Origin of the sequence: Anaerotruncus sp. AF02-27, assembly GCF_003465835.1 — a bacterium.
In the GTDB taxonomy this organism is placed as follows: Bacteria; Bacillota; Clostridia; order Oscillospirales; family Ruminococcaceae; genus Anaerotruncus; species Anaerotruncus rubiinfantis.
This window is the reverse complement of the sequence record NZ_QSBX01000001.1, coordinates 149,800-174,385: the sequence shown is the minus strand read 5'-3', so window position 1 is coordinate 174,385 and position 24,586 is coordinate 149,800. Positions and strand designations below refer to the sequence as shown.

Annotated in this window: 25 protein-coding genes; 16 read left to right on the top strand and 9 right to left on the bottom strand. The window is 56.8% G+C overall.

All coding sequences use genetic code 11. From position 1 onward, the window contains the following. Window positions 1-23 precede the first annotated feature (23 nt). Entirely contained in the window at window positions 24-1,715 is a 1,692-nt protein-coding gene (locus DWV16_RS00880) for an ammonium transporter (protein ID WP_118477568.1), read from the bottom strand. A 123-nt stretch (window positions 1,716-1,838) separates the two neighbouring features. Further along, a complete protein-coding gene (locus DWV16_RS00875; RefSeq protein WP_118477567.1) occupies window positions 1,839-3,929 on the bottom strand; it encodes a glutamine synthetase III in 2,091 nt (696 codons plus the stop codon). Between the two features lie 358 nt (window positions 3,930-4,287). Between DWV16_RS00875 and DWV16_RS00870 the strand changes: the two genes are divergently transcribed. From DWV16_RS00870 to DWV16_RS00840, 7 genes are all read left to right on the top strand, one after another. Continuing rightward, window positions 4,288-5,406: a glutamine amidotransferase family protein gene (locus DWV16_RS00870; RefSeq protein ID WP_066457318.1), complete on the top strand. Its 1,119-nt coding sequence runs from the start codon at window positions 4,288-4,290 to the stop codon at window positions 5,404-5,406. Further along, on the top strand, window positions 5,406-6,911 hold the full coding sequence (locus tag DWV16_RS00865; protein ID WP_118477565.1) for a glutamate synthase-related protein: 1,506 nt from the start codon (window positions 5,406-5,408) through the stop codon (window positions 6,909-6,911). The genes DWV16_RS00870 and DWV16_RS00865 overlap by 1 nt, the downstream gene beginning before the upstream one ends. A gap of 202 nt (window positions 6,912-7,113) precedes the next feature. Beyond that, window positions 7,114-7,557 (top strand): 4Fe-4S dicluster domain-containing protein, encoded by a 444-nt coding sequence (locus DWV16_RS00860; RefSeq protein ID WP_118477564.1) that lies wholly within the window; start codon window positions 7,114-7,116, stop codon window positions 7,555-7,557. Beyond that, entirely contained in the window at window positions 7,554-8,783 is a 1,230-nt protein-coding gene (locus DWV16_RS00855) for an NAD(P)/FAD-dependent oxidoreductase (protein ID WP_118477563.1), read from the top strand. The genes DWV16_RS00860 and DWV16_RS00855 overlap by 4 nt, the downstream gene beginning before the upstream one ends. Next, window positions 8,783-9,508, top strand: coding sequence for a glutamate synthase (locus tag DWV16_RS00850; RefSeq protein WP_066457330.1), 726 nt, complete (start codon window positions 8,783-8,785; stop codon window positions 9,506-9,508). Before DWV16_RS00855 ends, DWV16_RS00850 begins: the two co-directional genes overlap by 1 nt. 72 nt (window positions 9,509-9,580) lie before the next feature. Continuing rightward, a complete protein-coding gene (locus DWV16_RS00845; RefSeq protein WP_066457331.1) occupies window positions 9,581-10,900 on the top strand; it encodes a glutamine synthetase family protein in 1,320 nt (439 codons plus the stop codon). Between the two features lie 35 nt (window positions 10,901-10,935). Continuing rightward, a complete protein-coding gene (locus DWV16_RS00840) occupies window positions 10,936-11,505 on the top strand; it encodes an ANTAR domain-containing response regulator (RefSeq protein ID WP_118477561.1) in 570 nt (189 codons plus the stop codon). 56 nt (window positions 11,506-11,561) lie between these two features. Here DWV16_RS00840 and DWV16_RS00835 read toward each other — a convergent pair whose 3' ends face one another. After that, complete coding sequence (locus tag DWV16_RS00835; protein ID WP_066457335.1) at window positions 11,562-12,728, bottom strand: M20 family metallopeptidase; 1,167 nt, start codon at window positions 12,726-12,728, stop codon at window positions 11,562-11,564. 242 nt (window positions 12,729-12,970) lie between these two features. Here DWV16_RS00835 and DWV16_RS00830 point away from each other — a divergent pair, with 242 nt between their 5' ends. Continuing rightward, window positions 12,971-13,366 (top strand): hypothetical protein, encoded by a 396-nt coding sequence (locus tag DWV16_RS00830; protein ID WP_066457337.1) that lies wholly within the window; start codon window positions 12,971-12,973, stop codon window positions 13,364-13,366. A 3-nt stretch (window positions 13,367-13,369) separates the two neighbouring features. Then, on the top strand, window positions 13,370-13,579 hold the full coding sequence (locus DWV16_RS00825) for a helix-turn-helix transcriptional regulator (protein WP_066457339.1): 210 nt from the start codon (window positions 13,370-13,372) through the stop codon (window positions 13,577-13,579). Between the two features lie 56 nt (window positions 13,580-13,635). Here DWV16_RS00825 and rbr read toward each other — a convergent pair whose 3' ends face one another. The 4 genes from rbr to DWV16_RS00805 all read right to left on the bottom strand — a co-directional run bounded on the left by rbr (window position 13,636) and on the right by DWV16_RS00805 (window position 16,569). Beyond that, window positions 13,636-14,175, bottom strand: coding sequence for a rubrerythrin (gene rbr / locus DWV16_RS00820; protein ID WP_066457342.1), 540 nt, complete (start codon window positions 14,173-14,175; stop codon window positions 13,636-13,638). An 87-nt stretch (window positions 14,176-14,262) separates the two neighbouring features. Next, window positions 14,263-15,096, bottom strand: a complete 834-nt coding sequence (locus DWV16_RS00815) for an Mrp/NBP35 family ATP-binding protein (RefSeq protein WP_066457346.1) — start codon at window positions 15,094-15,096, stop codon at window positions 14,263-14,265. Window positions 15,097-15,164: 68 nt separating this feature from the next. Further along, window positions 15,165-15,752 (bottom strand): GNAT family N-acetyltransferase, encoded by a 588-nt coding sequence (locus tag DWV16_RS00810; RefSeq protein ID WP_118477560.1) that lies wholly within the window; start codon window positions 15,750-15,752, stop codon window positions 15,165-15,167. Window positions 15,753-15,885: 133 nt separating this feature from the next. After that, on the bottom strand, window positions 15,886-16,569 hold the full coding sequence (locus DWV16_RS00805) for a YitT family protein (protein ID WP_118477559.1): 684 nt from the start codon (window positions 16,567-16,569) through the stop codon (window positions 15,886-15,888). Window positions 16,570-16,738: 169 nt separating this feature from the next. Here DWV16_RS00805 and dinB point away from each other — a divergent pair, with 169 nt between their 5' ends. Continuing rightward, complete coding sequence (gene dinB, locus DWV16_RS00800) at window positions 16,739-17,983, top strand: DNA polymerase IV (RefSeq protein ID WP_066457356.1); 1,245 nt, start codon at window positions 16,739-16,741, stop codon at window positions 17,981-17,983. Between the two features lie 91 nt (window positions 17,984-18,074). Here dinB and DWV16_RS00795 read toward each other — a convergent pair whose 3' ends face one another. Beyond that, window positions 18,075-18,644, bottom strand: coding sequence for a 4Fe-4S binding protein (locus tag DWV16_RS00795; protein ID WP_118477557.1), 570 nt, complete (start codon window positions 18,642-18,644; stop codon window positions 18,075-18,077). Further along, the gene (locus tag DWV16_RS00790) at window positions 18,641-18,841 is read right to left on the bottom strand and encodes a 4Fe-4S binding protein (protein WP_066457360.1); all 201 of its coding nucleotides are present in this window, start codon (window positions 18,839-18,841) and stop codon (window positions 18,641-18,643) included. The genes DWV16_RS00795 and DWV16_RS00790 overlap by 4 nt, the downstream gene beginning before the upstream one ends. Window positions 18,842-19,492: 651 nt before the next feature. On the opposite strand from DWV16_RS00790, the gene DWV16_RS00785 reads away from it, so the two are divergent. The 6 genes from DWV16_RS00785 to DWV16_RS00760 all read left to right on the top strand — a co-directional run bounded on the left by DWV16_RS00785 (window position 19,493) and on the right by DWV16_RS00760 (window position 24,582). After that, a complete protein-coding gene (locus DWV16_RS00785) occupies window positions 19,493-20,425 on the top strand; it encodes a substrate-binding domain-containing protein (protein WP_066457362.1) in 933 nt (310 codons plus the stop codon). 173 nt (window positions 20,426-20,598) lie between these two features. Further along, entirely contained in the window at window positions 20,599-21,486 is an 888-nt protein-coding gene (pstC, locus tag DWV16_RS00780) for a phosphate ABC transporter permease subunit PstC (protein WP_066457364.1), read from the top strand. After that, on the top strand, window positions 21,487-22,374 hold the full coding sequence (gene pstA / locus DWV16_RS00775) for a phosphate ABC transporter permease PstA (protein WP_066457370.1): 888 nt from the start codon (window positions 21,487-21,489) through the stop codon (window positions 22,372-22,374). Between the two features lie 5 nt (window positions 22,375-22,379). Then, window positions 22,380-23,135: a phosphate ABC transporter ATP-binding protein PstB gene (pstB, locus tag DWV16_RS00770; protein ID WP_066457372.1), complete on the top strand. Its 756-nt coding sequence runs from the start codon at window positions 22,380-22,382 to the stop codon at window positions 23,133-23,135. A 24-nt stretch (window positions 23,136-23,159) separates the two neighbouring features. Next, window positions 23,160-23,819 (top strand): phosphate signaling complex protein PhoU, encoded by a 660-nt coding sequence (gene phoU, locus DWV16_RS00765; RefSeq protein ID WP_066457374.1) that lies wholly within the window; start codon window positions 23,160-23,162, stop codon window positions 23,817-23,819. Window positions 23,820-23,901: 82 nt separating this feature from the next. Beyond that, the gene (locus DWV16_RS00760; protein ID WP_066457379.1) at window positions 23,902-24,582 is read left to right on the top strand and encodes a response regulator transcription factor; all 681 of its coding nucleotides are present in this window, start codon (window positions 23,902-23,904) and stop codon (window positions 24,580-24,582) included. The last annotated feature ends 4 nt before the right edge of the window (window positions 24,583-24,586 follow it).

Here is a 24,586-nt window from a genome sequence, read left to right as displayed (position 1 = left end):
GGCGCTGTATAGGAATTGATCGGTCAGTCCTCATCCTGCAGGGCGTCGTAGCCCTCTTCGCCGGTGCGGACCTTGACTACATTTTCAACGTCGTAAACAAAGATCTTGCCATCTCCGATGTGCCCCGTATAGAGCGCTTTTTTGGCGGCTTCGATGACTGTGCGGACCGGCACTTTGCAGACGATGATCTCCACCTTCATTTTGGGCAGGAGATTCATCTCCATCGGGATGCCGCGGTAATATTCGGTGGAACCCTTCTGCATACCGCAGCCGATGACCTGGGTGACCGTCATGCCGGTCACGCCGATTTCGTTCATCGCGGCCTTGAGCGGTTCGAACCGGTTCTGCCGCGCCACGATCGCGATCTTGGTCATTTTTACATCGGAGGCGAGCTTCCCGGAGGAATCGGAAACCAGCTCGACCGGCACCGCCTGCGCGATGGGGATTTCGCCGGCCGGCGCGTCGGAATCGAAGTCGCGCAGAGAATCGATCGTGGGCATGAAGTCGGCATAGCTGCTGACCAGGCCGTGTTCCTCAATGTCGAGGCCGACGACCTCTTCGTGTTTTGTGACCCGCAGGCCGACCGTATGTTTAATAATCTGGAACACAATGGTCATTGTGACCACGACCCAGGCGATGACCGAAACAACGCCGAGTGCCTGAATGCCCAGAGAGTGGAAGCCGCCGCCGTAGGCAAGGCCGCCGTCCAGCGCGAAAACGCCGGTGAGGATGGTGCCGAGCGCGCCGCAGACGCCATGAACGCCGATCGCGCCAACCGGGTCGTCAATTTTGCAGGTCTTGTCGATGAATTCGATACCAAAGACCACCGCGATACCGGCACAGATACCGATGACTGCGGCGCCCGCAGGTGAAACCGCGTCACATCCGGCCGTGATCGCCACCAGGCCCGCGAGCGAACCATTCAGGGTCATCGAGACGTCCGGCTTTTTGTAACGGAGCCAGGTGAGGATCATGGTGGTGCAGGTCGCGACCGCTGCTGCAAGGTTAGTCGTGACAAAGATGTTGGAAGCGCTCATAAGCGTGTCGTCGCCGGTCATCGAAACGGTCGAGCAGCCGTTGAAGCCGAACCAGCAGAACCACAGGATGAACACGCCGAGCGCGCCAAGGGTGAGGCTGTGCCCGGGAATCGCCTTCGGGGTACCGTCCTTCGCATATTTGCCGAGGCGCGGCCCAAGGATCTTGGCTCCCACGAGCGCCGCGGCGCCGCCGACCATATGTACCGCCGTGGAACCGGCAAAATCATGGAACCCAAGCTGCGCAAGCCAGCCACCGCCCCAGATCCAATGGCCGGAGATGGGATAAATCACCGCGCTGATAATGGCGGAATAGATGCAGTAGGCGGAGAATTTGGTGCGTTCCGCCATCGCGCCGGAAACGATGGTTGCGGCGGTGGCGCAGAAGACCGTCTGGAAGATAATGAACGCGGCGGTTGGGAAGCTTCCGCCAAGGTCGTAGTTCAGGATGAAAGGGTCGAATCCTCCGATGAGAGGGCCGGAACCCGCAAACATCAGGCCAAATCCGACGATCCAGAAAATCGGGGTGCCGATCGAAAAATCCATCAGGTTTTTCATGATGATATTGCCTGCGTTCTTCGCGCGGGTGAACCCGGTTTCGACCATGGCGAAGCCCGCCTGCATGAAGAATACGAGTGCCGCGCCGAGCAGCACCCAAATGGTGTCAACAGATGAAAACATAGAACTTCCTCCTCAAAACAGATCGGGCGCGCATCCCCGGGGACGAACCGGGGATACACGCCCTTGTGCATTTTTCGGGATCTGTGCTTGTGATCTATAAAAAACAGTAAGGGGACAAAGGGATCAGACGCTGAAGAGCAGCGCGCCGTAGGTTGGATACGGCCAGTATTTTTCTCCGACCATGCCTTCGATCTCATCCGCGACCGCGCGCAGTTCCTGCATGGCCGCGAACACATACTGCCGGTAATAGCTGGCGGCCTCCGCTGGATCAGCATAGGTTTTGGCGCCAATCACCGCTTTATCGAGGTTGTCGGCTTTGACATACAGGCAGTTGCAGAGCGAGGAGAGTTTTGAAACCATTTTAATCTCGCTTTCGCAGGTGAGGTCCGGACAGAGGCTGCGCGCCGAAGCCGCGGTGTCGCTGAGCCGCTTGATATAGGAATAGGTCGCGGGGAGAATGTCCTTCTTGACCATTTCCAGCATGGTGAGCGCTTCGATGGAAAGCACCTTACAGTAGTTTTCCAGCATGATTTCACACCGGGAGCGCACTTCCTGCCTGGTGAAAATATGGTGCTTTTCGAAAAGCGTCAGATTCTTGTCGGCACAGAAGTAAGGCAGCGCGTCGGCGGTGGAATGCAGGTTCAGAAGGCCGCGGCTTTCCGCTTCTGTGATCCAGGCGTCGTCATATCCGTTGCCATTGAAGATGATCCGCTTATGCTCCTTGATGGTGCGTTTGATCAGACCGCCCAGGGCCGCCTTGAAGTCGGAGGCATTCTCAAGCTCGTCTGCGAACTGCCCGAGTTCCTCCGCGACGATCGTGTTGAGCACAATGTTCGGGCCGGAGATCGAAAGGGTCGAGCCGAGCATCCGGAATTCAAATTTGTTCCCGGTAAAGGCGAACGGGGAGGTTCGGTTGCGGTCGGTGGTGTCCTTGGGGAAGTGCGGCAGGACATCCACGCCGATTTCCATCTCCTCCTTGACCGTCCCGTTATAGGCGCTGCCGCTTTCGATCGCTTTGAGGATTTCAGTCAGTTCGTCGCCCAGGAACATCGAAACAATGGCCGGAGGAGCTTCGTTTGCTCCGAGACGGTGGTCGTTTCCCGCGGTTGCGACCGACAGGCGCAGCAGATCCTGATATTCGTCAACCGCCTTGATGACCGCTGTGAGGAAAAGCAGGAACTGCGCGTTCTCATACGGGGTTTTGCCGGGGTCGAGCAGGTTGACGCTGGTGTTGGTGCTGATCGACCAGTTGTTGTGCTTACCCGAGCCGTTTACGCCGGCGAATGGCTTTTCATGAAGCAGACAGGCCAGCCCGTGGCGGTCGGCAACCTTTTTCATCAGCTCCATTGTGAGCTGGTTGTGGTCGGTGGCAATGTTGGTGTTTGTGAAGATGGGAGCCAGCTCGTGCTGGGCGGGCGCGACCTCGTTGTGCTCGGTCTTTGCAAGGATGCCGAGCTTCCAGAGTTCCTGGTCAAGATCAGCCATGAACTGCGCGACGCGCGGCTTGATCGATCCGAAATAATGGTCCTCCAGCTCCTGGCCCTTGGGCGGTTTCGCACCGAACAGGGTGCGTCCAGTGAAGCGCAGATCCTTGCGCTTCAGATAAAGCTCCTTGTCGATGAGGAAGTATTCCTGCTCCGGGCCGACGGTGGTGAGAACCCGGGTGGCGGTGGTGTTGCCGAAGAGCCTCAGGATGCGCAGCGCCTGGGTATTGATCGCTTCCATCGAACGCAGGAGCGGGGTCTTTTTGTCGAGCGCCTCGCCGCTGTAAGAACAGAAGGCGGTCGGAATGCAAAGAACGTTTTCCTTGATAAAGGCGTAGGAGGTGGGGTCCCAGGCGGTGTAGCCGCGGGCTTCGAAGGTGGCGCGAAGCCCTCCGGACGGAAAGGAGGATGCGTCCGGTTCGCCCTTGATGAGCTCCTTGCCGGAGAACTCCATGATGACATTGCCGTCATCGAGCGGGGAGATGAAGCTGTCGTGTTTTTCCGCCGTGATACCGGTCATCGGCTGGAACCAGTGGGTGAAATGGGTGACGCCCTTTTCGACGGCCCAATCCTTCATTGCGTTTGCGACCACATTTGCAACGGTGATGTCCAGGATCTTGCCTTCGCGGACGGTTTTTTTCAGCGCCCTGTAGGTCTCCTTGGGAAGGCGTTCCTTCATGGTCGCATCGTTAAAAACCATGCTGCCAAAGATGTCCGGTACGGTGCTCATATAAACACAACTCCTTTTTCAAATAGCAACGGCGCCTGCGGACCAAGGTCCACAAGCGCCGTTGCTTTGCATGCTCACAGTATAGACGTGTAAAAAACAGATGTCAAGTATATTTTGCAAGATTTGTGAATGTGTCCTGCGAAATTCGTTCTATAAAGGCTGGAAATGTTTGTTTTATACAACATTTCGGGGAAAGCTGCATTTTTTGATTCAAAATTCTTGACAGTGTGTCCACTTATAAGGTATCATTGCCACATTGGACAAAGACGTTCAGAAAATGGCGCCGCCCGCGCGGCCGCCGTTTTCTGAACGTCTTTTGCGTTAAGCTGTTTATCTGAAATGATGGAGGGACTTTACTATGTTGCAGGAGGATCTGAATCCGCGGCAGCGCGAAGGGGAAATCCGAATCCCTTCCGGCTGTGCCATCAGCGGCATCTTCCAAAAGGACGGCAAACGCGTTTCGGGAGACGCGATCATCCGCTCAATCGCCACCATGCACGACCGTTCGAACGGCTTGGGCGGCGGTTTCGCGGGCTATGGCATCTATCCCGAATATAAGGACGCGTACGCGTTCCATGTCTTTTATGACGACGCTGATGCAAAGGCGGCCTGTGAAAAATATCTGGAAGCGCATTTCGACGTGGTGAACCTTTCGAAAATCCCAGTGCGCAAATCCCGCAGGATTGTGAACGAGCCGCTCATCTGGCGGTATTTTGTCCTGCCGCAACACAACCGCCTGGCGGACAGCCAGCTTGACGAGGCGGAATACGTCAGCCGCTGCGTCATCCGCGTGAACACCCGGATCGCGGGCGCGTATATCTTTTCCTCCGGCAAGAATATGGGCGTGTTTAAGGCAGTTGGTTTCCCGGAGGACGTGGGCGAATACTACCGGCTTGACGAATACGCGGGCTACTGCTGGACCGCCCACGGACGTTATCCGACCAACACACCCGGCTGGTGGGGCGGGGCGCACCCGTTCGCCATGCTTTCCTATTCGATCGTGCATAACGGCGAGATAAGCTCCTACGACGCGAACCGCCGCTTTATCGAAATGTTTGGTTACAAATGCACCCTGCTCACCGACACCGAGGTCATCACCTATATCATCGACTATCTCGTGCGTAAGCAGGGACTGACACTGGAAGAAATGGCCAGCGTCATCGCCGCGCCCTTTTGGTCGACCATCGCGGGCTACCCGCCTGAAAAGCGGGAGAAATACACCTACCTGCGGAACGCCTTTTCAAGTCTTCTCATCACTGGCCCGTTTTCCATCCTGCTCGGCTTCGACGGCGGCATGATGGCATTAAACGACCGCCTCAAGCTGCGTTCGATGGTCATTGGCGAAAAGGGACAGACGGTCTATGTTGCGAGCGAGGAATGCGCTATCCGCGCACTGGAGCCGGAGCTTGATAAAATCTGGTCGCCGCGCGGCGGCGAACCGGTCATTGTACGGCTTAACGAAGGAGGCGCGCGGTAATGCCTGTGAATTTTCTCTATCCCGAATATGAACTCGTGCGCAATCACGACAAGTGTATCACCTGCCGCGTCTGCGAACGCCAATGCGCGAACGAAGTGACGCGCTATGACACCGAGCTGGGCCGTATGATCAGCGACGACGCGAAATGCGTCAACTGCCACCGCTGCGTTTCGCTCTGTCCAACCCACGCGATCAAGATTGTGAAGAGCGATCACACCTTCAAACAGAACGCCAACTGGACCGGCGCGGCCATTTCGGCAATTTACCGGCAGGCGGGCACCGGCGGTGTGCTGCTCTCTTCGATGGGAAACCCCGAGCCGTTCCCGGTCTATTGGGACAAGATACTCATCAACGCTTCCCAGGTGACGAATCCGTCGATTGATCCCCTGCGTGAGCCGATGGAAACCAAGACCTTTCTGGGCAAGAAGCCGGACCGTATCGAACGGGATGAGAGTGGGCGGATCGTAAACAACCTCACTCCACAGCTCGAATTGTCGGTTCCGGTCATGTTTTCGGCCATGAGCTACGGTTCGATTTCCTATAACGCGCATGAGAGTCTCGCGCGCGCGGCCTGTGAACTTGGCACCTACTATAATACCGGCGAAGGCGGCCTGCATGAGAATTTCTACCAGTACGGCCCACACACTGTCGTGCAGGTGGCGTCCGGACGGTTTGGCGTACACCGTGACTACCTTGAGGCGGGCGCTGCCATCGAGATCAAGATGGGACAGGGCGCGAAGCCGGGCATCGGCGGGCACCTGCCGGGCGAAAAGATCGTGGGTGACATCTCCTCTACCCGGATGATCCCCGAAGGTTCCGATGCGATTTCACCCGCGCCGCACCACGACATCTATTCGATCGAGGATCTGCGCCAGCTGGTCTATTCCTTAAAGGAAGCTACCGCCTACCAAAAGCCGGTCATCGTCAAGATCGCGGCGGTGCATAACGTCGCGGCCATTGCGAGCGGCGTGGCGCGTTCGGGCGCGGACATCATCGCGATCGATGGTTTTCGCGGGGGCACCGGCGCGGCCCCGACCCGCATCCGAGACAATGTTGGCATCCCGATCGAGCTCGCGCTCGCGGCGGTCGACTCCCGTCTGCGCGAGGAGGGCATCCGCGGAAACGTCTCGGTGGTGGTGGGCGGTTCGATCCGCTCCTCCGCCGATATCGTCAAAGCGGTCGCGCTCGGTGCGGACGCGGTCTACATCGCGACCTCGGCACTGCTCGCGCTCGGGTGCCACCTCTGCCGCAGCTGCCAGGCGGGCCGCTGCAACTGGGGCATCGCAACCCAGCGTCCGGAGCTGGTCAAACGTCTGAACCCGGACATCGGCTATAAGCGCTTGGTCAATCTTGTCACCGCCTGGGATCATGAGGTCAAGGAGATGATGGGCGGAATGGGCATCAATTCGATTGAGGCGCTGCGGGGCAACCGGCTGATGCTGCGCGGCATTGGACTCACCCAGAAGGAGCTTGACATCCTCGGCATCAGACATGCCGGCGAATAAGCGCGTCTATGAAAGTTTCGAAAGCCTTCTCAAAGGCTGCGGGGCTCCGGAACGGAGCCCCGGTTGCACGACGTGGCGCGCGGAAGCCTTCTTGGGCCCGCAGGCCCCACTTTAAACACATTTTTTCTTTGGTTCTTTCTTTTTTGCGGGAGAAAAAAGAAAGAAAATGGATTGAGAAAACCGAGGGGATAGGAGCTGGGTTATGAAACGGATCTATGTCAACGAAAAGTGGTGCCTCGGGTGCCATCTGTGCGAATACTACTGCGCGTTCGCCAACTCCGGGCAGGACGATATGGTGAAGGCGCTCAAGGATATCACGATCAACCCGCGCATCCAGATCGAACAGCGTGGGAACATCAGCTTCGCGGTTTCCTGCCGCCACTGCGACGAACCGCTCTGCGTCAAGGGCTGTATCACCGGCGCGCTCACCATTGAGGGCGGAGTCATCACCATCGGGCAGGAAAAATGCGTGGGCTGTTACACCTGCATCATGTCCTGCCCGTATGGCGCCATTATGCCGTCAAGCGACCACCGCGCGATCCAGAAATGCGAGCTCTGCACCAAAAACAATGCGGGAGAGCCTGCCTGCGTCAAGGGATGCCCAAACAAGGCGATTGTGTATGAAGAGAGGGGCACGCGTGGATGAAATATGTCATCATCGGAAATTCGGCGGCGGCCGTCGGCGCGGTCGAAGCGATCCGTACCCGAGACCAGGACGGCCTGATCACAGTGGTCGCGAAGGAGCCGCACCACGTCTATTCCCGGCCGCTCATCTCCTACCTGCTGCGAGGGGAAACCGACGGGGAGCGGATGAAATACCGCCCGGACGACTTCTATATAAAAAACGGCGTGCATGCCCTTCTTGGCGAGTCCGCCTGCGCCATCGACCCGGATAAAAAGGAGGTGGCGCTCAAAAGCGGTGGGAAACTTCTTTATGATAAGCTCCTTGTTGCCGCTGGTTCGCAGCCGTTTGTGCCGCCGGTGCAGGGCGCGGCAAAGGTGAAACGGAAATTTACCTTCCTGTCGCTTGACGACGCGCGCGCCTTACAGCAGGCGCTGTTCCCCGAGGCGCGGGTGCTGATTCTGGGCGCAGGGCTCATAGGCCTCAAGTGTGCCGAGGGTATTGCGGACAAGGCTGCTTCAGTCACAGTGGTTGACCTGGCCGACCGGGTACTGCCGTCGATCCTCGACGAACGCGGCTCCGAGATCATGCGCCGCCACATCGAGGCACAGAATGTGGATTTTCGTCTTTCGGACAGCATCGCCTCGCTCACCGGGGGCACCGCGCTTTTAAAAAGCGGGGAGGTGATCCCGTTCGACATTCTCGTATTCGCGGTGGGCGTGCACCCGAACACTGATTTGGTGCGCGCAGCGGGCGGCGCGGTGAACCGCGGTGTCGTCACCGACACCCGCTGCTGCACCACTCTGCCGGACGTCTACGCGGCAGGCGACTGCGCCGAAAGCCACGACATCACCACCGGCACAGACCGGGTGCTGGCGCTTTGGCCAAATGCCTACATGCAGGGCGAATGCGCGGGACTCAATATGGCGGGCGGCGACAGGATATTCGACCGCGCCATGCCGATGAACGCGATTGACTTCTTCGGCCTGCATATCATCACGGCGGGCAGTTGCGAAGGCGAAAGCTGTGTTTTCGAGCAGGACGGAAGTTACAAACGGCTGGTCATCCGGGACGGAAAGCTGGTCGGCTATATCCTGATCGGCGCGGTGGAGCGCGCGGGTATCTACACCGCGCTTATCCGCGACCGCACGCCGCTCAACTCGATCGATTTTGAGCTGATTAAGGAAAAACCGCAGCTGATGGCCTTTTCGAAAATGGACCGCCTGCGCAAACTGGGGGGACTGGATTGATGAAAATCACGGTTGGAAATATGAACTTTCAGGAGCTGAACGAAAAAATCCGAGCAAGCGCCGACCGGCAGATCCGGCTTGAAAACTGTATCGGGCAGCGGTATATTGCAAGCGGGCTTGCAGATCGGGAAATATACATCACCGGCGTGCCGGGCAATGCCCTGGGTGCGTATCTCAGCGGCGGATCGATCACGACCGCTGGAAACGCACAGGACGCGGCCGGCGACACAATGAACGGCGGCGAGATCGTCATCCATGGTTCTTGCGGCGACGGTAGCGGTTATGGAATGCGCGGCGGCAGAATCTATATCCATGGCAATGTTGGTTACCGGGCGGGCATCCATATGAAGGCCTATCGGGAAAAGCTGCCGGTCATGGTGATCGGCGGGGTAGCGGGAAGCTTTTTGGGGGAATATCAAGCAGGCGGACTGATTGTTGTGCTGGGGCTTGGGAGAAGCGCGGATACGCCGATTACCGGTTATTTCTGCGGCACCGGGATGCACGGCGGAAAGATCTTTCTGCGGTGCGCCGCCCCGCCGGCCAGCCTGCCTGATCGGATTCTTGTGCGGGAAGCGGCCGCCCAGGATCTTGCGGAAATTGAACCATACGTCACCGAATTCTGCAAAAAATTTGGTGAGGACCGCGCGGAGATTTTGGACAGCCGGTTTTATGTCCTGACCCCGGACAGCAAGAATCCATATAAACAGCTTTATACCTATAATTAAACGTGGTACAATAAAATTGCAGGAAACCGATTACAGAAAGAAAGCGGCGTATGGTTTGGAAGGGGTTTGGTTATGGATTATACAATGAACGAAGTGCTGCGGTTTGTTGAAGAAAATGATGTAAAGTTTGTGCGTCTGGCCTTCTGCGATATCTTTGGCACGCTTAAAAATATTTCGATCATGGCGAACGAATTGGAGCGCGCATTCCAGCAGGGAATCGGTTTCGACGCTTCGGCAGTCGAAGGGTTCATGAACGTGGAGGAAAGCGATCTGCTCCTCTTCCCGGATCCGGGCACATTGGCAGTGCTGCCATGGCGGCCCGCGCAGGGGCGGGTTGTGCGGTTTTACTGTGACATCCGGCATCCGGACGGCCGTCCGTTCGCAGGGGATGGCCGGAGTATCCTCAAAAACGCGGTGGCAAAAGCCGCCGCGGCCGGATATGAGGTGCGTGTCGGCGCGGAATGTGAATTCTATCTGTTCCAGATGGATGAACACGGCGAACCCACCAACATCCCGCACGATCAGGGCGGCTATCTCGATATTGCGCCGCTTGACCGCGGGGAGAATGTCCGGCGGGAAATCTGCCTGACGCTGGAGGAGATGGGGATCTATCCGGAAAGTTCCCACCATGAGCAGGGACCGGGCCAGAATGAGATCGATTTCCGCTATTCGGACGCGCTCTCCTGCGCGGACAATTTCATCACCTTCAAATCGGTGGTGCGCACCATCGCCGCGCGCGACGGGCTGTTCGCGTCGTTCATGCCCAAGCCGTTCCCGGACAAGAGCGGAAGCGGCATGCACATCAACCTGTCGCTTTTTAAAGATGGGATCAACCTGTTCACCAACCGGGGGAATTTCCACAGCCCGGTCGCACATAGCTTTATTGCGGGCGTGATGCGCCGCATTCCGGAGATCACCCTGTTTCTCAATCCGACGGCCAACTCCTACCGCCGGCTCGGCGCCTTTGAGGCGCCCGCCTATGTGAGCTGGTCGCGGGAGAACCGCTCCCAACTCATCCGTATCCCGGCGGCGGACGGGGAATACGCCCGGTTCGAACTGCGTTCGCCCGATCCGCAGTGTAACCCGTACCATGCGTTCGCGCTGCTGATGGAAGCGGGTTTGGAGGGCGTGCGGGAAGGCCTGCCGCTGCCTGAACCGTTGAATCTGAACCTGTATGCCGCGCCCGCCGCGCTGCTTGCGCAATGTGAAAAGTTGCCGGGTGATCTGGGGGAAGCGGTGGAAAAAGCGGCGTCCAGCGCTTTCGTGTCACGGGCGCTGCCTCAGGAGACGGTGGAGAAACTGGTCTGTGTGCGGAAGAAGGAATGGCGGGACTGTCAGGCCGCTGCCGACCGGGATGGTTTCGAGTGGAGGCATTCGTTTGACCGGCTGTAAAATAGGGGCGGATTGCTCTTTGGAGGGGTGACGGCATGGAAAGCGTTTTTATCGTATCCAGTTCCCAGCAGGCGGCCGATCTGCTCAGCGGCCTGCTGGGGACAGCGGGATACCGCCAGACAGCTTATGCAAAGTCCGGCGCTGAAGCGCGCCGGATGCTGATCGATAACGATTTTGGCCTCATCCTGGTAAATACGCCGCTGACGGATGAATTTGGGCATGAACTGGCCATTTCGGTTTCTCAGATGACCACGGCGGGGGTCATGCTGCTTGTGAAAAACGAAAATGCGGACGAAGTATCAGCCAGGGTGGAGGATTATGGTGTGCTGGTCGTGGCAAAACCGGTCATCCGGCCGATCTTCTTTCAGGCGCTCAAGCTGGTGAGCGCGGCGCGCAACCGGATCGTGGGTCTGCAGAGCGAAAACGTCAGACTGCAGAGCAAGATTGAAGAGATCCGCCTAGTCGACCGCGCGAAGTGCGCGCTCATCCAATACCTCAATATGACCGAACCGCAGGCTCACCGATACATCGAAAAGCAGGCAATGGATATGCGCACCACCCGCCGCGAAATCGCGCAGAACATTTTAAAAACCTACGAGGTGTAAAAGAACAATATAAGGGGCGCCGGCTAAAGCCGGCGCCCCTTATACATTGCGAAAAATCAGAATATCATGTCTTTTGCAAGCTGGAACAGCACCTGCTGGACTTCAAGGATCGGCTCGCAGTCAACAAATTCATTTGGCTTGTGGCAGACCCCCAGGTCGCCCGGTCCGAAGGACATCGTATTCGGATTCGAGAGCGAACCCGCGATGACCGCGGCGTCGGTATAGCAGGAGAAGAAATTGATGACCGGCTCCTCACCCAGCACCTTCCGATAAGCATCTATGGCCGCGTTGTAGAGTTTTGCATCCGGATCGCGCTCGATCGGGGGCCGCTGAGCAATGATGTCATAAGTGACTTTTACGCCCTTGACAACCGCCTCGGCGTCCGCGATCGCCTCATCGAGGATGCGGATGGCATCCTGTGGGGTGGTCGGCGGGGAGAGACGCACATCAATGCACAGATCTACCTGATCGGAAACGACGTTCGTGTTGATGCCGCCCGCTATGGTGCCGAACGCAACCGTGGAATCACCCAGCTCCGGATGGCTCGGGAACCGTTCGATTCGCTCGCGGAATCCGTGGATCACTTCGCCCATTGCCGCGATGGCATCGATTCCCTGCCACGGGGTGGAAGCGTGAGCGGCGCGGCCCTGCGCGTGGATTTTAAACCAGATCTTGCCCTTGTGGGCGACAATAATTTCCTTTTTGGTGGGTTCCTGGTCGGCGACCCAGCTGTCCGCCCGGACCCATCCGCTGGTCATCGACTGTTCCGCGCCGGTCATGACGTTGCCCTCCTCGTCGAACGAGGCAATGAACACAAAGGAGTGCTTCGGCTTTTTACCCATCTCGGCGAGCGATTTGAGGGTCATCATGGCGCAGGCCATGCCCGATTTCATGTCGCATGCACCGCGGCCGTAAATTTTCCCGTCGATGATCTGGGCGGCGTAGGGATCACAGTTCCAGCCTTCGCCCTCGGGGACGACATCCATGTGCGAGATGTAGACGAGATTCGGATGCTCGATTTCACCCGGGAGATGGGCGATGACGTTGAATCGCTTGGGATCCGCCGGATACGGATCGCGAAAGACTTCCACACCCGGCAGTTTGGAGCACCAATCGTAGATGAAATTTCCAACTTCGGTTTCATAAACGCCAGGGTTTGTGCTCTTGTGGCGCACCAGCTGTTGGGTCAGCTGGATGACCTCATAGTCCGCGTAATTTTTCATAGTCAGACACCTTCCTTACAAAAAATATCTCCGAAAATATCCACCCCTATGATACAACTCTTTGTCTGCAAGGTCAATTTTTTCGGGTGTTTTCTACGAAAAATTGGTATATAGGACGATTGGAGTTGGTACAGATGTGCAATAGCCTGATCGGATATTTTGAAAGTGCGGCTTGACAGAAAATTTTTAAAGTGATATATTTATCTCATAAGATACAAATAAATCACATTGGAGGAATCTGTATGAAGCTTCCGCGCCTTTCCATCGTCCGTTCCAAACAGGTGGAGCTCATCTGCACCGGCACGATCGGCGCTCTGCTGCTCTACGCCGGGCTGCCGATTGAAAAACCCGCATGGACCATGCTGTTCGTCATGCTGTTTGCGCTGCTCGCCGGACTGGGAATCGTCCTGGAGGTCCTCATTCCGAAGGAGAAATCGGACGAACGGGCCAGGAAAAACGAAGCGCAGGCGGACGCCCTGGTATTTAACCTGGTCTATATTGCCGCTGCCGTGGTTACGCTGCTCACGCTTGGAGAGGTCAGCCTTTCAATCACCTCCACCGAAGTGATCTACTGCTTTGTGGCCATGGGGATCCTGCGCAGCGGTGTCTTTCTCTACTATGAGCGGTTCGGGGAGTAAGGCATGCTGAAGACGAAGATACGCGAACTGCGGGCACGCGCCGGGATGGAACAGGGGGAGCTTGCGCGGCTGGTACAGGTGCGCAGGGAAACGATCGGCCGGCTGGAAAAAGGACAGTACAACCCCTCCCTCAAGCTTGCGATGGATATTGCGCGGGTGTTCGGCAAGACGGTGGAGGAGATTTTTACCTTCACCGAAGGACCGGAAAAATAATTCCCCGGCGGGACAGAAGTCCCGCCGGGGAGAAGAGGGGGAATAGAAAGGGGATATCAATAATTTTGAGCGCGCACCTGGAACCATGCCTGTGGTTTCTCGCAGACCGGACACATCTTGGGCGCTTCGGGTCCCTCGAAGATATGGCCGCAGTTGAGGCAGATCCAGGTGACCTGCTGCGGCTTTTTGAATACCATCTGGTTCTTGACATTCTGGAGCAGCGTTTCATAGCGTTCCATATGCTCTTTTTCCACTTGGCCAACCAGTGAGAACAGCGCGGCGATCTTGTCGAAGCCTTCGGCTTTGGCTTCCTCGGCAAAGGTTTTGTACATCTCTTCCCATTCGTAACGCTCGCCGTTGGCGGCGTCCTGCAGGTTCACATCGGTGGCGGGCATGCTTTCATGCACCAGCTTGAACCAGATTTCAGCGTGTTCCTTTTCATTATTCGCGGTCTCCTCGAAAATGCGGCCGATCTGTTCAAAACCATCCTGTTTGGCTTTGGCAGCATAGAAGGTGTATTTGTTGCGGGCCTGGCTTTCGCCGGCAAACGCGGCAAGCAGATTGGCTTCGGTTTTGGAACCTTTGAGAACTTTCATATCCATAAAACTCCTTTGTCAGAATCTTTATGGATAGTTTCGCCCAAAAAAACCCGCTTCATACAATGAAGCGGGTTTTTTTTACCGTTATTCCTGCAAATTTTCCACAGCGTCGGCGGCTCCGTCCATCCAGTCGCCTTCAAACAGCTCGACAACGCCTTTATCCACAACCTGTGCGATGTCGGGATTGATCGGCAGCTTCGCAAGCACCTTGAGCCCATGCTGCGCGGCGATTGCATCGATGTGGCTCTCGCCGAAAATCTGAATCTTTTTGCCGCAGTCGGGACACTCGACATAGCTCATATTTTCCACAATACCGAGAATCGGGATTTTCATCATGTCGGCCATCTTGACCGCCTTTTCCACAATCATCGAAACCAGTTCCTGCGGGGAGGCCACCACAATGATCCCATCGAGCGGGATCGACTGGAAAACGGTGAGCGGCACATCGCCGGTTCCGGGCGGCATATCAACAAACAGGTAATCCACATCGTTCCAGATCACATCGGTCCAGAACTGTTTGACCACGCCGGCAATGGCCGGACCGCGCCAGATGACAGGATCGCTCTCGTTCTCAAGCAGCAGATTGATCGAGATAACGTCGATGCCGGTTTTGCTCTTGACCGGGTAGATCCCCTCCGGACCGCCTTCGGCGCGTTCATGCAGGCCGAACGCCTTGGGGATCGACGGGCCGGTGATATCCGCGTCCATGATTGCGGTGTTGTAGCCGCGGCGGTTGAGGAGCACCGCGAGCATCGAGGTGACAAGGGACTTGCCGACGCCGCCCTTACCGCTCACCACGCCAATTACCTTGCGGATACAGCTCAGTTCATGGGGCTTTTCGAGGAAATCCTCCGGCTTCATCTGCCGCTCGCTGCAGTTTTGGCTGCAGGATTCACAATTGTGGTTACATTCGCTCATTTAACAGTACATCTCCTTTTGGAGTATTATCCACACGAATATTAGTATATTGCGCCCTGGCCGGTTTGTCAAATCGAAAACCGGCCTTCACAATGCGGTTGCAGGATTGCTTCCAGCGTTTCGCGCGGGAGCTCCCGGATGGGGCGGATGGGTTCAGGCTGCGGTTCATATGGCGCGATCTGCTTTTCAAACCAGACAACGTCGCGCCATGCACCGCACTTGAAGCCCGTGTTCCGGAAAAAACCAGCCCGGGTAAAGCCCATCGAGAGATGCAGCTTTTCGCTTTTCAGGTTTGGCTGGGTGACCACACCGTAAACCGTTTTGATATTCTGCAGCTTCAAAACTTCCATTAAAACCCCATATAATTTCCGGCCGAGTCCTTTTGATGTGACGGACGGGTCAAGGTAGATCGAAAGTTCGGCGTTCCACTGGTATGCTTCCCGCTCCATCTGCCGGTGGGCGTAAGCATATCCGACGGCCCGCCCGCCTTCCTCGCAGACCAGGTAAGGATATACGCTGGAAATGGATGCAATCCGTTCGGAAAACGCCTGCTCGGTGGGGAGGGTGTATTCAAAGGTGATTGTGGTTTCGACATACTGCGCATAGATGCGCAGCAATGCCGCGGCGTCATCGGGGGCGGCAAACCGGATTTTCATGAGAATTCCTCCTGGAGATTTCTGGCTTTTATCTTAACACGAAGCGGCGGTCTTGACAAGGCGCGCATGGGAAAAGAGAAGGCGTGAAATGATTGCACATTTCACGCCGTACTGATAAAATAGAAGGGAACGCTCAGGAAGGATTGGGCTGTGCCGCCGGGGCGGCCGGAAAGAGCCGCCAGCGTTCACAGCACAGACAGATGAGATGCTTTTTGAACCAGCCCGCACAGGTCCCCACTGTCAGAGCGGCGACCAGCGTGCCTTCCCGCACGCCCGAAATATGATGCATCGCCAGAAGCGAAATGAGGATCGCCAGGATCACAAGCGTGACATCGCAGCCGGTTTTCGCCTTGCCGAACGCGACGCCCCACTTTTGAGAAATCGCCTTGGCCATCCCGTCCGCCGGGAGGATGAGCGCGTCCGCGACCACCTCAACCGCCACACCGAACCCCAGCGCCGCACATCCGAGCAGAAGCATCGCGATTTGGGACAGATAATTTGGCAGAGGGACCGCGCGCAGAAAATACATATTCAGATCGATCCCGGCACTGAATACGAGCGTCGCGGGAAGCTGCAGTAGCTGGGTCAGCTCGAAATCCCGCCGGAGGATCGCCGCCTGCACGCCAAGCATCACGATGTTGGTGAGCAGGGTGAAGGTGCCAAGCGACAGCGGGAAGAGGAAGGTGAGCACATAGGCGAGCGAGGAAATCGGGGAGGTGCCGAGCCCCGCGCGGGTGACCAGCGCGACGCCGGCCGCGCAGAAATAAAGCCCGGCGAAAAAGACGGCATAACGACGGAAAAGCTGGGAACGAAGCATTTCAACACCACTAACTAATATTTTTTATATCTAAAAAATATTTTTATTAAACTTGTCCGTCTTTATTTTACCACGCCAAAGCAGAAAATAGCAACGAAATAATGACCAAAAAAACCGAAAAAATTTTAATGAAATTGCGAATGTCAAACGGATGGAAAGGAGGCGCGGGATGGATCGGACCATTTTGCACTGCGACTGCAACGGCTTTTACGCATCGGTGGAATGCATCCTGCGTCCCGAATTGCGCGAGACCCCGATGGCGGTCTGCGGAGACCCGGAAAGCCGCCATGGGATCATCCTGGCCAAAAACGAGCTGGCCAAGCGTTATCAGATTCAAACCGCCGAAACGGTCTGGCAGGCCAGGCGCAAATGTCCAGGCCTTACGCTGGTGGCGCCTCATCGGGATCAGTATCAGAAATATTCACGGCTGGTCAACGCGATCTATGCGCGCTATACCGATCAGATCGAGCCGTTCGGCATTGATGAGAGCTGGCTGGATGTGACCGGCAGCCGCGGGCTTTTCGGGGACGGCAAAACCATCGCGGATGAGATCCGGCGGGTGGTGCGCGCCGAACTTGGTCTCACGGTGTCGGTCGGGGTCAGCTTCAATAAGATATTCGCCAAACTCGGCAGCGATTACAAAAAGCCGGACGCCACCACCATTATCAGCCGGGAGAATTTCCGGGAGATCGTTTGGCCGCTGCCAGTGACCGATCTGCTCTATGTGGGAAAAGCTGCGGCGCAGATCCTCCGGCAGGTTGGCATCACCACAATTGGGGAACTGGCGAAAGCCGACCGGGAGGCGCTTTCAAAGCGCCTTGGGAAGATGGGTGAGACACTGCACGACTATGCCTGTGGGTTGGAGGACAGCCCGGTGCGCCCGGCGGATGAAGCGCGGGAGATGAAATCGGTCGGAAACGGCATGACTTATAAGCGCAACCTGCACGGGATGGCAGATATCCGGCTTGGCGTACTCACGCTGGCAGATGAGGTTGCCGCCCGGCTGCGGCGCCACGGCATGAAATGCAGGACGGTGGTGGTGACCATCCGCGACCCGGATTTTAAAACAATCACCCGGCAGCGTCCGCTTGAAAAGGCAAGTCATCTGGGCAAAGAACTGTCCGACGCGGCGCTTGCGATTGTCCGGGAGTCGTGGGATCTGCGCAGACCGATCCGGATGCTGACCATCACCGCCGCAAATCTGGTGGAGGATGGGTTGGAAACCGAACAGCTGAGCTTTTTCACTCCGCAGCAGGATGAGCAGGCACGCGAAAAGCAGGAAAAGCTGGAGAACGCGGTGGATGGTATCCGTGACAAATTCGGTAAGAGCGCGATCAGCCGGGCCGGGGTACTCGGCAACGATCTGGGGATCGACCGGCACCGGGAGCTGCCGGAGGGATACAAGGGCCCCTGACTGCGGGATCGATGGGCCGAAAAAGCGTCTTGGGAACCGGCGGGGCAGCCGTTTCCCAAGACGCTTTGCAGGTTGCGGTTATTCAGCCGCTTCAGTGTCTTTTCAGCTTGCAGATGGCCTGCGTCATCGTGCCCATCGGGCACCAGACGCACCAGGAGCGCGGTTTCCAGAGCAGCATGCTTACCATCCCGAGGATGGTGGAGGTGAGCATCAAGCTGTAAAAACCAAAAGCGAACTGCGCCACCCACGGTGCGACCGCAGTTCCCTGGTAGGCAAAATGCCAGGGCAGCCGGAAGGTCCAGAGCAGGGTGACCGTTTCATGCAGGTTCCGGCTGCCTGAAAATACCAGCCAGGTGGAAAAAAGCATGTTGATAAACATCAAAAGGAAAAAAGTCAAAAAGCCGTAGCGCCACCATTTGGCTCCGATCCAGCCGGGGGTGGGGCGGTTGCGGGACAAGCGGCTGCCAAGCAGTTCGAAGAGCTGGCCGCGCCCGCAGTAACGATTGCAGTACCCTTTTGAACCGCCGAAAACCGCGAAGCCAAGCGGCACCAGAAAACAGATCATTCCCAGCCACGCGAACAGGATGTTGAAAAACCCGAGCGCCAGATAAACGGCAGATGCGACCCAGAGAAAATCGTACCATTTTTTGGATTTTTTCACGCGGTTTCCACCTCCTTGACAGCGATTGCCCCGGCAGGACAGATTTTGGCGCACCTGCCGCACCCGATACAGAGCGCTTCACTGATTGTGGCGACGATGCCGCGCGGAACCGAAAGGGACGCGCACGGGCAGATTTTGATGCAGGCGCCGCAGGCTACGCACCGATCCGGATTGATATTGGCCAGCCGTTTTGCCATGAGATGACTCCCCTTTTCTTTATGCTGAAACCAGCATACCACAGCCTATGCCCTCATTTCTGTGACCAGGTCACAGAAATGAGGAGCGGCCCGCTTCGGAGATCTAATCTGAAGCGGGCCGCTTTTTATAGAAAGCGCGTGTAATCCGCGCCGTTGACTTTTTGGCCTGTCCAACCCGCCGGACCGGTATTCCGACCATCCGGCGGATGAACAGTGATAATCATAAATCCATGGCTTTTGCGGACAGCCAGGGATTGTATCCGCATGTTTGGCGGCAAATGATGGTTGTGATGAGAGGGATAAAATGGTATTACGCTTAAAAAAGAGAGTTTTCAGGGTTATTGCTGCATCGGCATCACCGGCCCTTTCCTTTGGCGTGATTACAGTATAGCGGGACTCTATGAAGCCCGTTTGAAGAATTTTTGACTTTTAACGGGGAAAAATCTGACTAAACTGTTTCGTAAAATTGAACGTTGGACGGATTGCCCAAATATAAAGAGAAATATTCATCGCTTTGACGAATTTTACATGGATTTTACAGAGCTGAGCTTGTGACTTTACAATGTAAAACTATAATAGCACTCGTACAAAAGAGAATCTGTACGACAAAACAGCAATGAATTTTACATGAAATAAGAAAGGTGAAAAACTATGAAAAGAATTCTTGGCATAACACTTGCGGCAATGATGTCCCTTTCGCTGCTCGCCGGATGCGGCGGCTCCGATGAGCCTTCTTCGAGCACCGCCCCCGCGGCGCCCGCTTCCTCCGCAGCCCCGGCTTCTTCCGAAGCGCCCAAAGGTATGGAAGGCCCGATCACCGTTGTCTCCCGGGAACCCGGTTCCGGTACCCGCGGCGCGTTTATCGAATTGATGGGCATTGAGGAGAAGGGCGCGGACGGTACAAAGACCGACCACACCACTCAGGATGCGGTTATTGCCAGCCAGACCAACGTGGTTATGACCAACGTCGCGGGCGACCCGAACGCGATCGGTTACATCTCCCTCGGTTCGCTCAATGACACCGTGAAAGCGGTCAATGTTGACGGCGTGGAAGCGAACGCCGAAAATGTCAAAGCCGGTACCTATAAGGTCGCGCGTCCCTTTAACATCGCCACCAAAGGCGAGCCCACTGGCCTTGCGAAGGATTTCATCGACTTCATCATGTCAAAAGAAGGCCAGCAGATCGTAGTTGACGCCGGCTACATCGCGGTTGCGGATGACGCCGCCGCCTATGCGGGTGACAAGCCCCAGGGCCGTCTGGTCATCGCTGGATCCTCCTCGGTTTCCCCGGTTATGGAAAAGCTGGCCGAAGCCTACAAAGCGGTCAATGCCGGCGCTGAGATCGAACTGCAGACCAGTGACTCCACTGCGGGCATGACCGCCGCGATCGACGGCACCTGCGACATCGGCATGGCTTCCCGCGGGCTCAAAGATACCGAATCCGCCGAGCTTGTCGGCCTGGCGATTGCAAACGATGGCATCGCGGTTGTGGTTTCTCCGGAAAATCCGGTTGAGAACCTGACCAGTGAGCAGATCAAAGGCATCTTCACCGGCGAAATCATCGACTGGGCCGACGCCCAGTAAACAGGACCAACCTCCTGTGTCCGGCCGCCGTGGGAGCGACGGCGGCCGGACACCCTCGAAAGAATTCCTCTGAAAGCGAGCGCTTTTTTTCTTTTCTTTCCTTCCGAAAAGGGGCGGACAAAAATCCGCCCCTTTTCCCAAAGCGGCGGCCAAAATCCGGAAAGGGTGTTACAATGAACAAATTCAAAGAAAAAGCGATGGAGATCCTCTTTTTGATCTGTGCACTGGCTTCGATCATCGCGGTGCTGCTGATCTGTCTGTTCCTTTTTGCGAACGGCCTGCCCGCGATGGCAAAGATCGGCGTGTTCGACTTCCTGCTCGGAGAAAAATGGGCGCCGTCCGATGTGCCCGCGTCTTTTGGGATCTTCCCAATGATCCTGGGCAGCATCTATGTGACCGCCGGAGCAATCCTGATCGGCGTGCCGGTTGGAATCCTCACAGCCATCTATCTCGCATATTTCTGTCCCAAAAAGCTGCATGCGGTTTTAAAACCCGCGGTGGAACTGATGGCGGGCATCCCTTCGATCGTCTACGGCTTCTTTGGAATGGTCGTACTGGTGCCGGAAATCCGCACCATTGGACGGGCGCTCCAGCAGGCGGGCGTCTTTCGGAAGGTGGATAACGGAGGCAGCATCCTGACCGCTTCGATCCTGCTGGGTATCATGATCCTGCCCACCATCATCGGCGTGTCAGAATCCGCCCTGCGCGCTGTGCCGGGCAGTTATTATGAAGGCGCGCTGGCGCTTGGCGCGACCCATGAGCGCGCCGCTTTCTTCGCGGTTCTTCCAGCGGCAAAATCCGGTATCCTGGCGGGTATCGTGCTGGGCATCGGCCGGGCGATTGGCGAAACGATGGCGGTCGTGATGATCGCGGGCAACCAGCCGCGCATACCGCAGAATATTTTTCAGGGGGTGCGCACTCTGACGGCGAACATCGTGCTGGAGATGGGCTACGCCGCCGAGCTGCACCGGGAAGCGCTGATTGCGACCGGCGTAGTGCTGTTTGTATTCATCCTGCTCATCAATCTGACTTTCTCGGTGCTCAAAAGGAGGATGGGATAAATGGCGGGACAGAAAGACGCGGTCCGAGGGATCAACCGGGTCGGCATTGCCCGAAAATGCAAGGACTATCTGGCGCATCCGCTCTCGCTGCTCCTCTTTTTGCTGGTGACGCTTGCGGCGGTCATCACGGTATTCGTCCTCTTTTACATCATCGTTTATATCCTGGCCAAGGGCGTCCCTTACCTCACGCCCTCCCTTTTTGAGCTCACCTACACCTCGGAGAACGTTTCACTCTTTCCTGCGATCGTCACAACGGTGCAGATGACCTTTCTTTCGCTGCTCATTGCCGCGCCGCTTGGGATCTTCACGGCCGTTTACCTGGTGGAATATGCCAAACGCGGCAACAAGGTGGTCGAACTGGTGCGGATCACCTCCGAAACCCTCTCCGGAATCCCTTCGATCGTCTATGGGCTTTTTGGCATGCTCTTTTTCGTCACAGCGCTGCACTGGAGTTTCTCGCTCATCGCGGGCGCCTGCACGCTGGCAATCATGATCCTGCCGCTCATCATGCGCACCACCGAGGAAGCGCTCAAATCGGTGCCCGATTCCTTCCGCGAGGCCAGCTTCGGGCTTGGCGCGGGGAAACTTCGCACGGTCTTTAAAATTGTGCTGCCGTCCGCAGTGCCGGGTATCCTGGCGGGTATCATCCTGGCTATCGGGCGCATTGTCGGCGAGACCGCCGCGCTCATCTACACAGCCGGCACGGTGGCGCAGATCCCCGGATCGCTGATGGCGTCCGGACGCACGCTGGCCATCCATATGTACGTGCTCTCAAGCGAAGGGCTCCACACAAACGAGGCTTACGCCACGGCGGTCGTTCTGCTGGTGACCGTCCTGCTGATCAACACGCTGTCCGCGGTAATCGCGAAACGACTGACAAAGGGGTAATATCCATGAACGGTATCAAATTTGCAATCGAGGATCTCGACCTTTATTACGGCGATTTTAAGGCGCTCAAGGATATCAACCTGCGGCTTCGGGAAAAGACGATCACCGCTTTTATCGGGCCTTCCGGCTGCGGGAAGTCCACCCTGCTCAAATCCCTTAACCGGATGAACGATCTGGTGGAGGGCTGCCGGATCACCGGGAAGGTGACGCTTGACGGGGAGGATATCTATGGAGATATGGACATCAATACGCTGCGCAAGCGGGTTGGCATGGTCTTTCAGAAGCCAAACCCGTTCCCGATGAGCGTCTACGACAATATCGCATATGGCCCGCGCACCCATGGAATCCGCTCAAAGGGCAAGCTCGACGAGATCGTCGAACAGAGCCTGCGTTCCGCCGCGATTTGGGACGAACTCAAGGACCGGCTCAAAAAATCAGCGCTCGGGCTTTCGGGCGGCCAGCAGCAGCGGCTTTGCATCGCCCGCGCGCTGGCGGTCGACCCGGAGGTTCTTTTGATGGACGAACCGACCAGCGCGCTCGATCCGATTTCCACTTCTAAAATCGAGGACCTTGTGTTAGAATTGAAGCAGAAATACACGATCATTATCGTGACCCACAATATGCAGCAGGCCACGCGCATCTCGGACGAGACGGCGTTCTTCCTGCTCGGCGAGGTGGTTGAGTTCTGCGACACCGAGCGGATGTTCTCGATGCCGGGAGACAAGCGAACCGAAGATTACATCACCGGCCGGTTCGGATGAGAAAACTGGAAAAGGGGAAAAGCCATGAGAAACCGTTTTGACAAGGAACTGGAACTTTTAAATACCGAACTGATTAAGATGGGCCAGCTTGTGGAAAGCGCCATCCGTGACGCGGTCAAAGCGCTTCTGGAAAAGGATCTCGCGCTTGCGAAAAAAGCGATTCAGTTCGATTCCGAAGTGGATGAAAAGGAAAAGGAGATTGAACACCGCTGCATGAAACTGCTTTTGCAGCAGCAGCCGGTCGCCGCCGACCTGCGGCTCATCTCCACCGCGCTCAAAATGATCACCGATATGGAACGCATCGGTGACCAGGCGCAGGATATCTCGGAAATCACCATCCGGCTCATCAATGAGGAATATATCGACTCGCTCGAGCACATCCCGCAGATGGCCGAGGCGACCATCAAAATGGTCACAGAAGCGATCGACGCCTTCGTCAGCCGCGACATGGCGCTCGCACAGGCGGTCATCGAATATGACGATGTGGTGGATAACCTCTTCATCGAGGTGAAGGACGACCTGATCCGCCTCATCCGCCAGGACCCGGCGAATGGCGAACAGGCGATCGACCTCATCATGGTGGCGAAATATTTTGAGCGGATCGGCGATCATGCGACGAATATTGCCGAATGGGTGGTCTTTTCGATCACCGGCGAGCATGTCGGGGACCATCCGGTCGATTAAACCCGGATGGCCGCCTTTGGGGCAGATGGCGCTGGAAGCCCGCGGAGCGGGCGGATCACATGAGCAAAGGAGTTTATGCGGTATGGCAGGGACACGCATTTATCTGGTGGAAGACGACGAGAGCATCCGGGAACTGATCCTGTACGCCCTCACGAGCAGCGGGTTTGAAGCGCAGGGCTTTGACTGTGCCGAACCCTTTTGGGTGGCGGTGAAACAGCGCTCCCCGGGACTGGTGCTGCTGGACATCATGTTGCCGGGCGATGACGGCCTTGCCATCCTGCGCCGCTTGAAGGAGTCCGGCGGCACGTCGCAGGTGCCAGTGATCATGCTGACCGCAAAGGCCACCGAATACGACAAGGTGAAGGGGCTTGACCTCGGTGCGGACGATTACATAACCAAACCGTTCGGGGTTATGGAACTGATCTCACGCATTCGGGCGGTGCTGCGCCGCGTGAAACCCGAGGAGAATATCGCGCTTGTCTCCTGCGGGGGGATCACCCTCGATGAGGAGCGGCGCACCGTCACCTCACAGGGGGAGCCGGTTACGCTGACCTATAAGGAATTTGAGCTGCTCAGTTACCTTCTGCGCAATGAGGGGATTGTGCTCACCCGGGAAAAGATCATGGAACGGGTGTGGGGATTTGATTATGAAGGCGAAAGCCGCACGGTGGATATGCATATCAAATCGCTGCGGCAGAAGCTCGGCGCATGCGGCGCGCTGATCCAAACCGTGCGCGGCGTGGGTTATAAGGTTTCGGTTTAAGAAA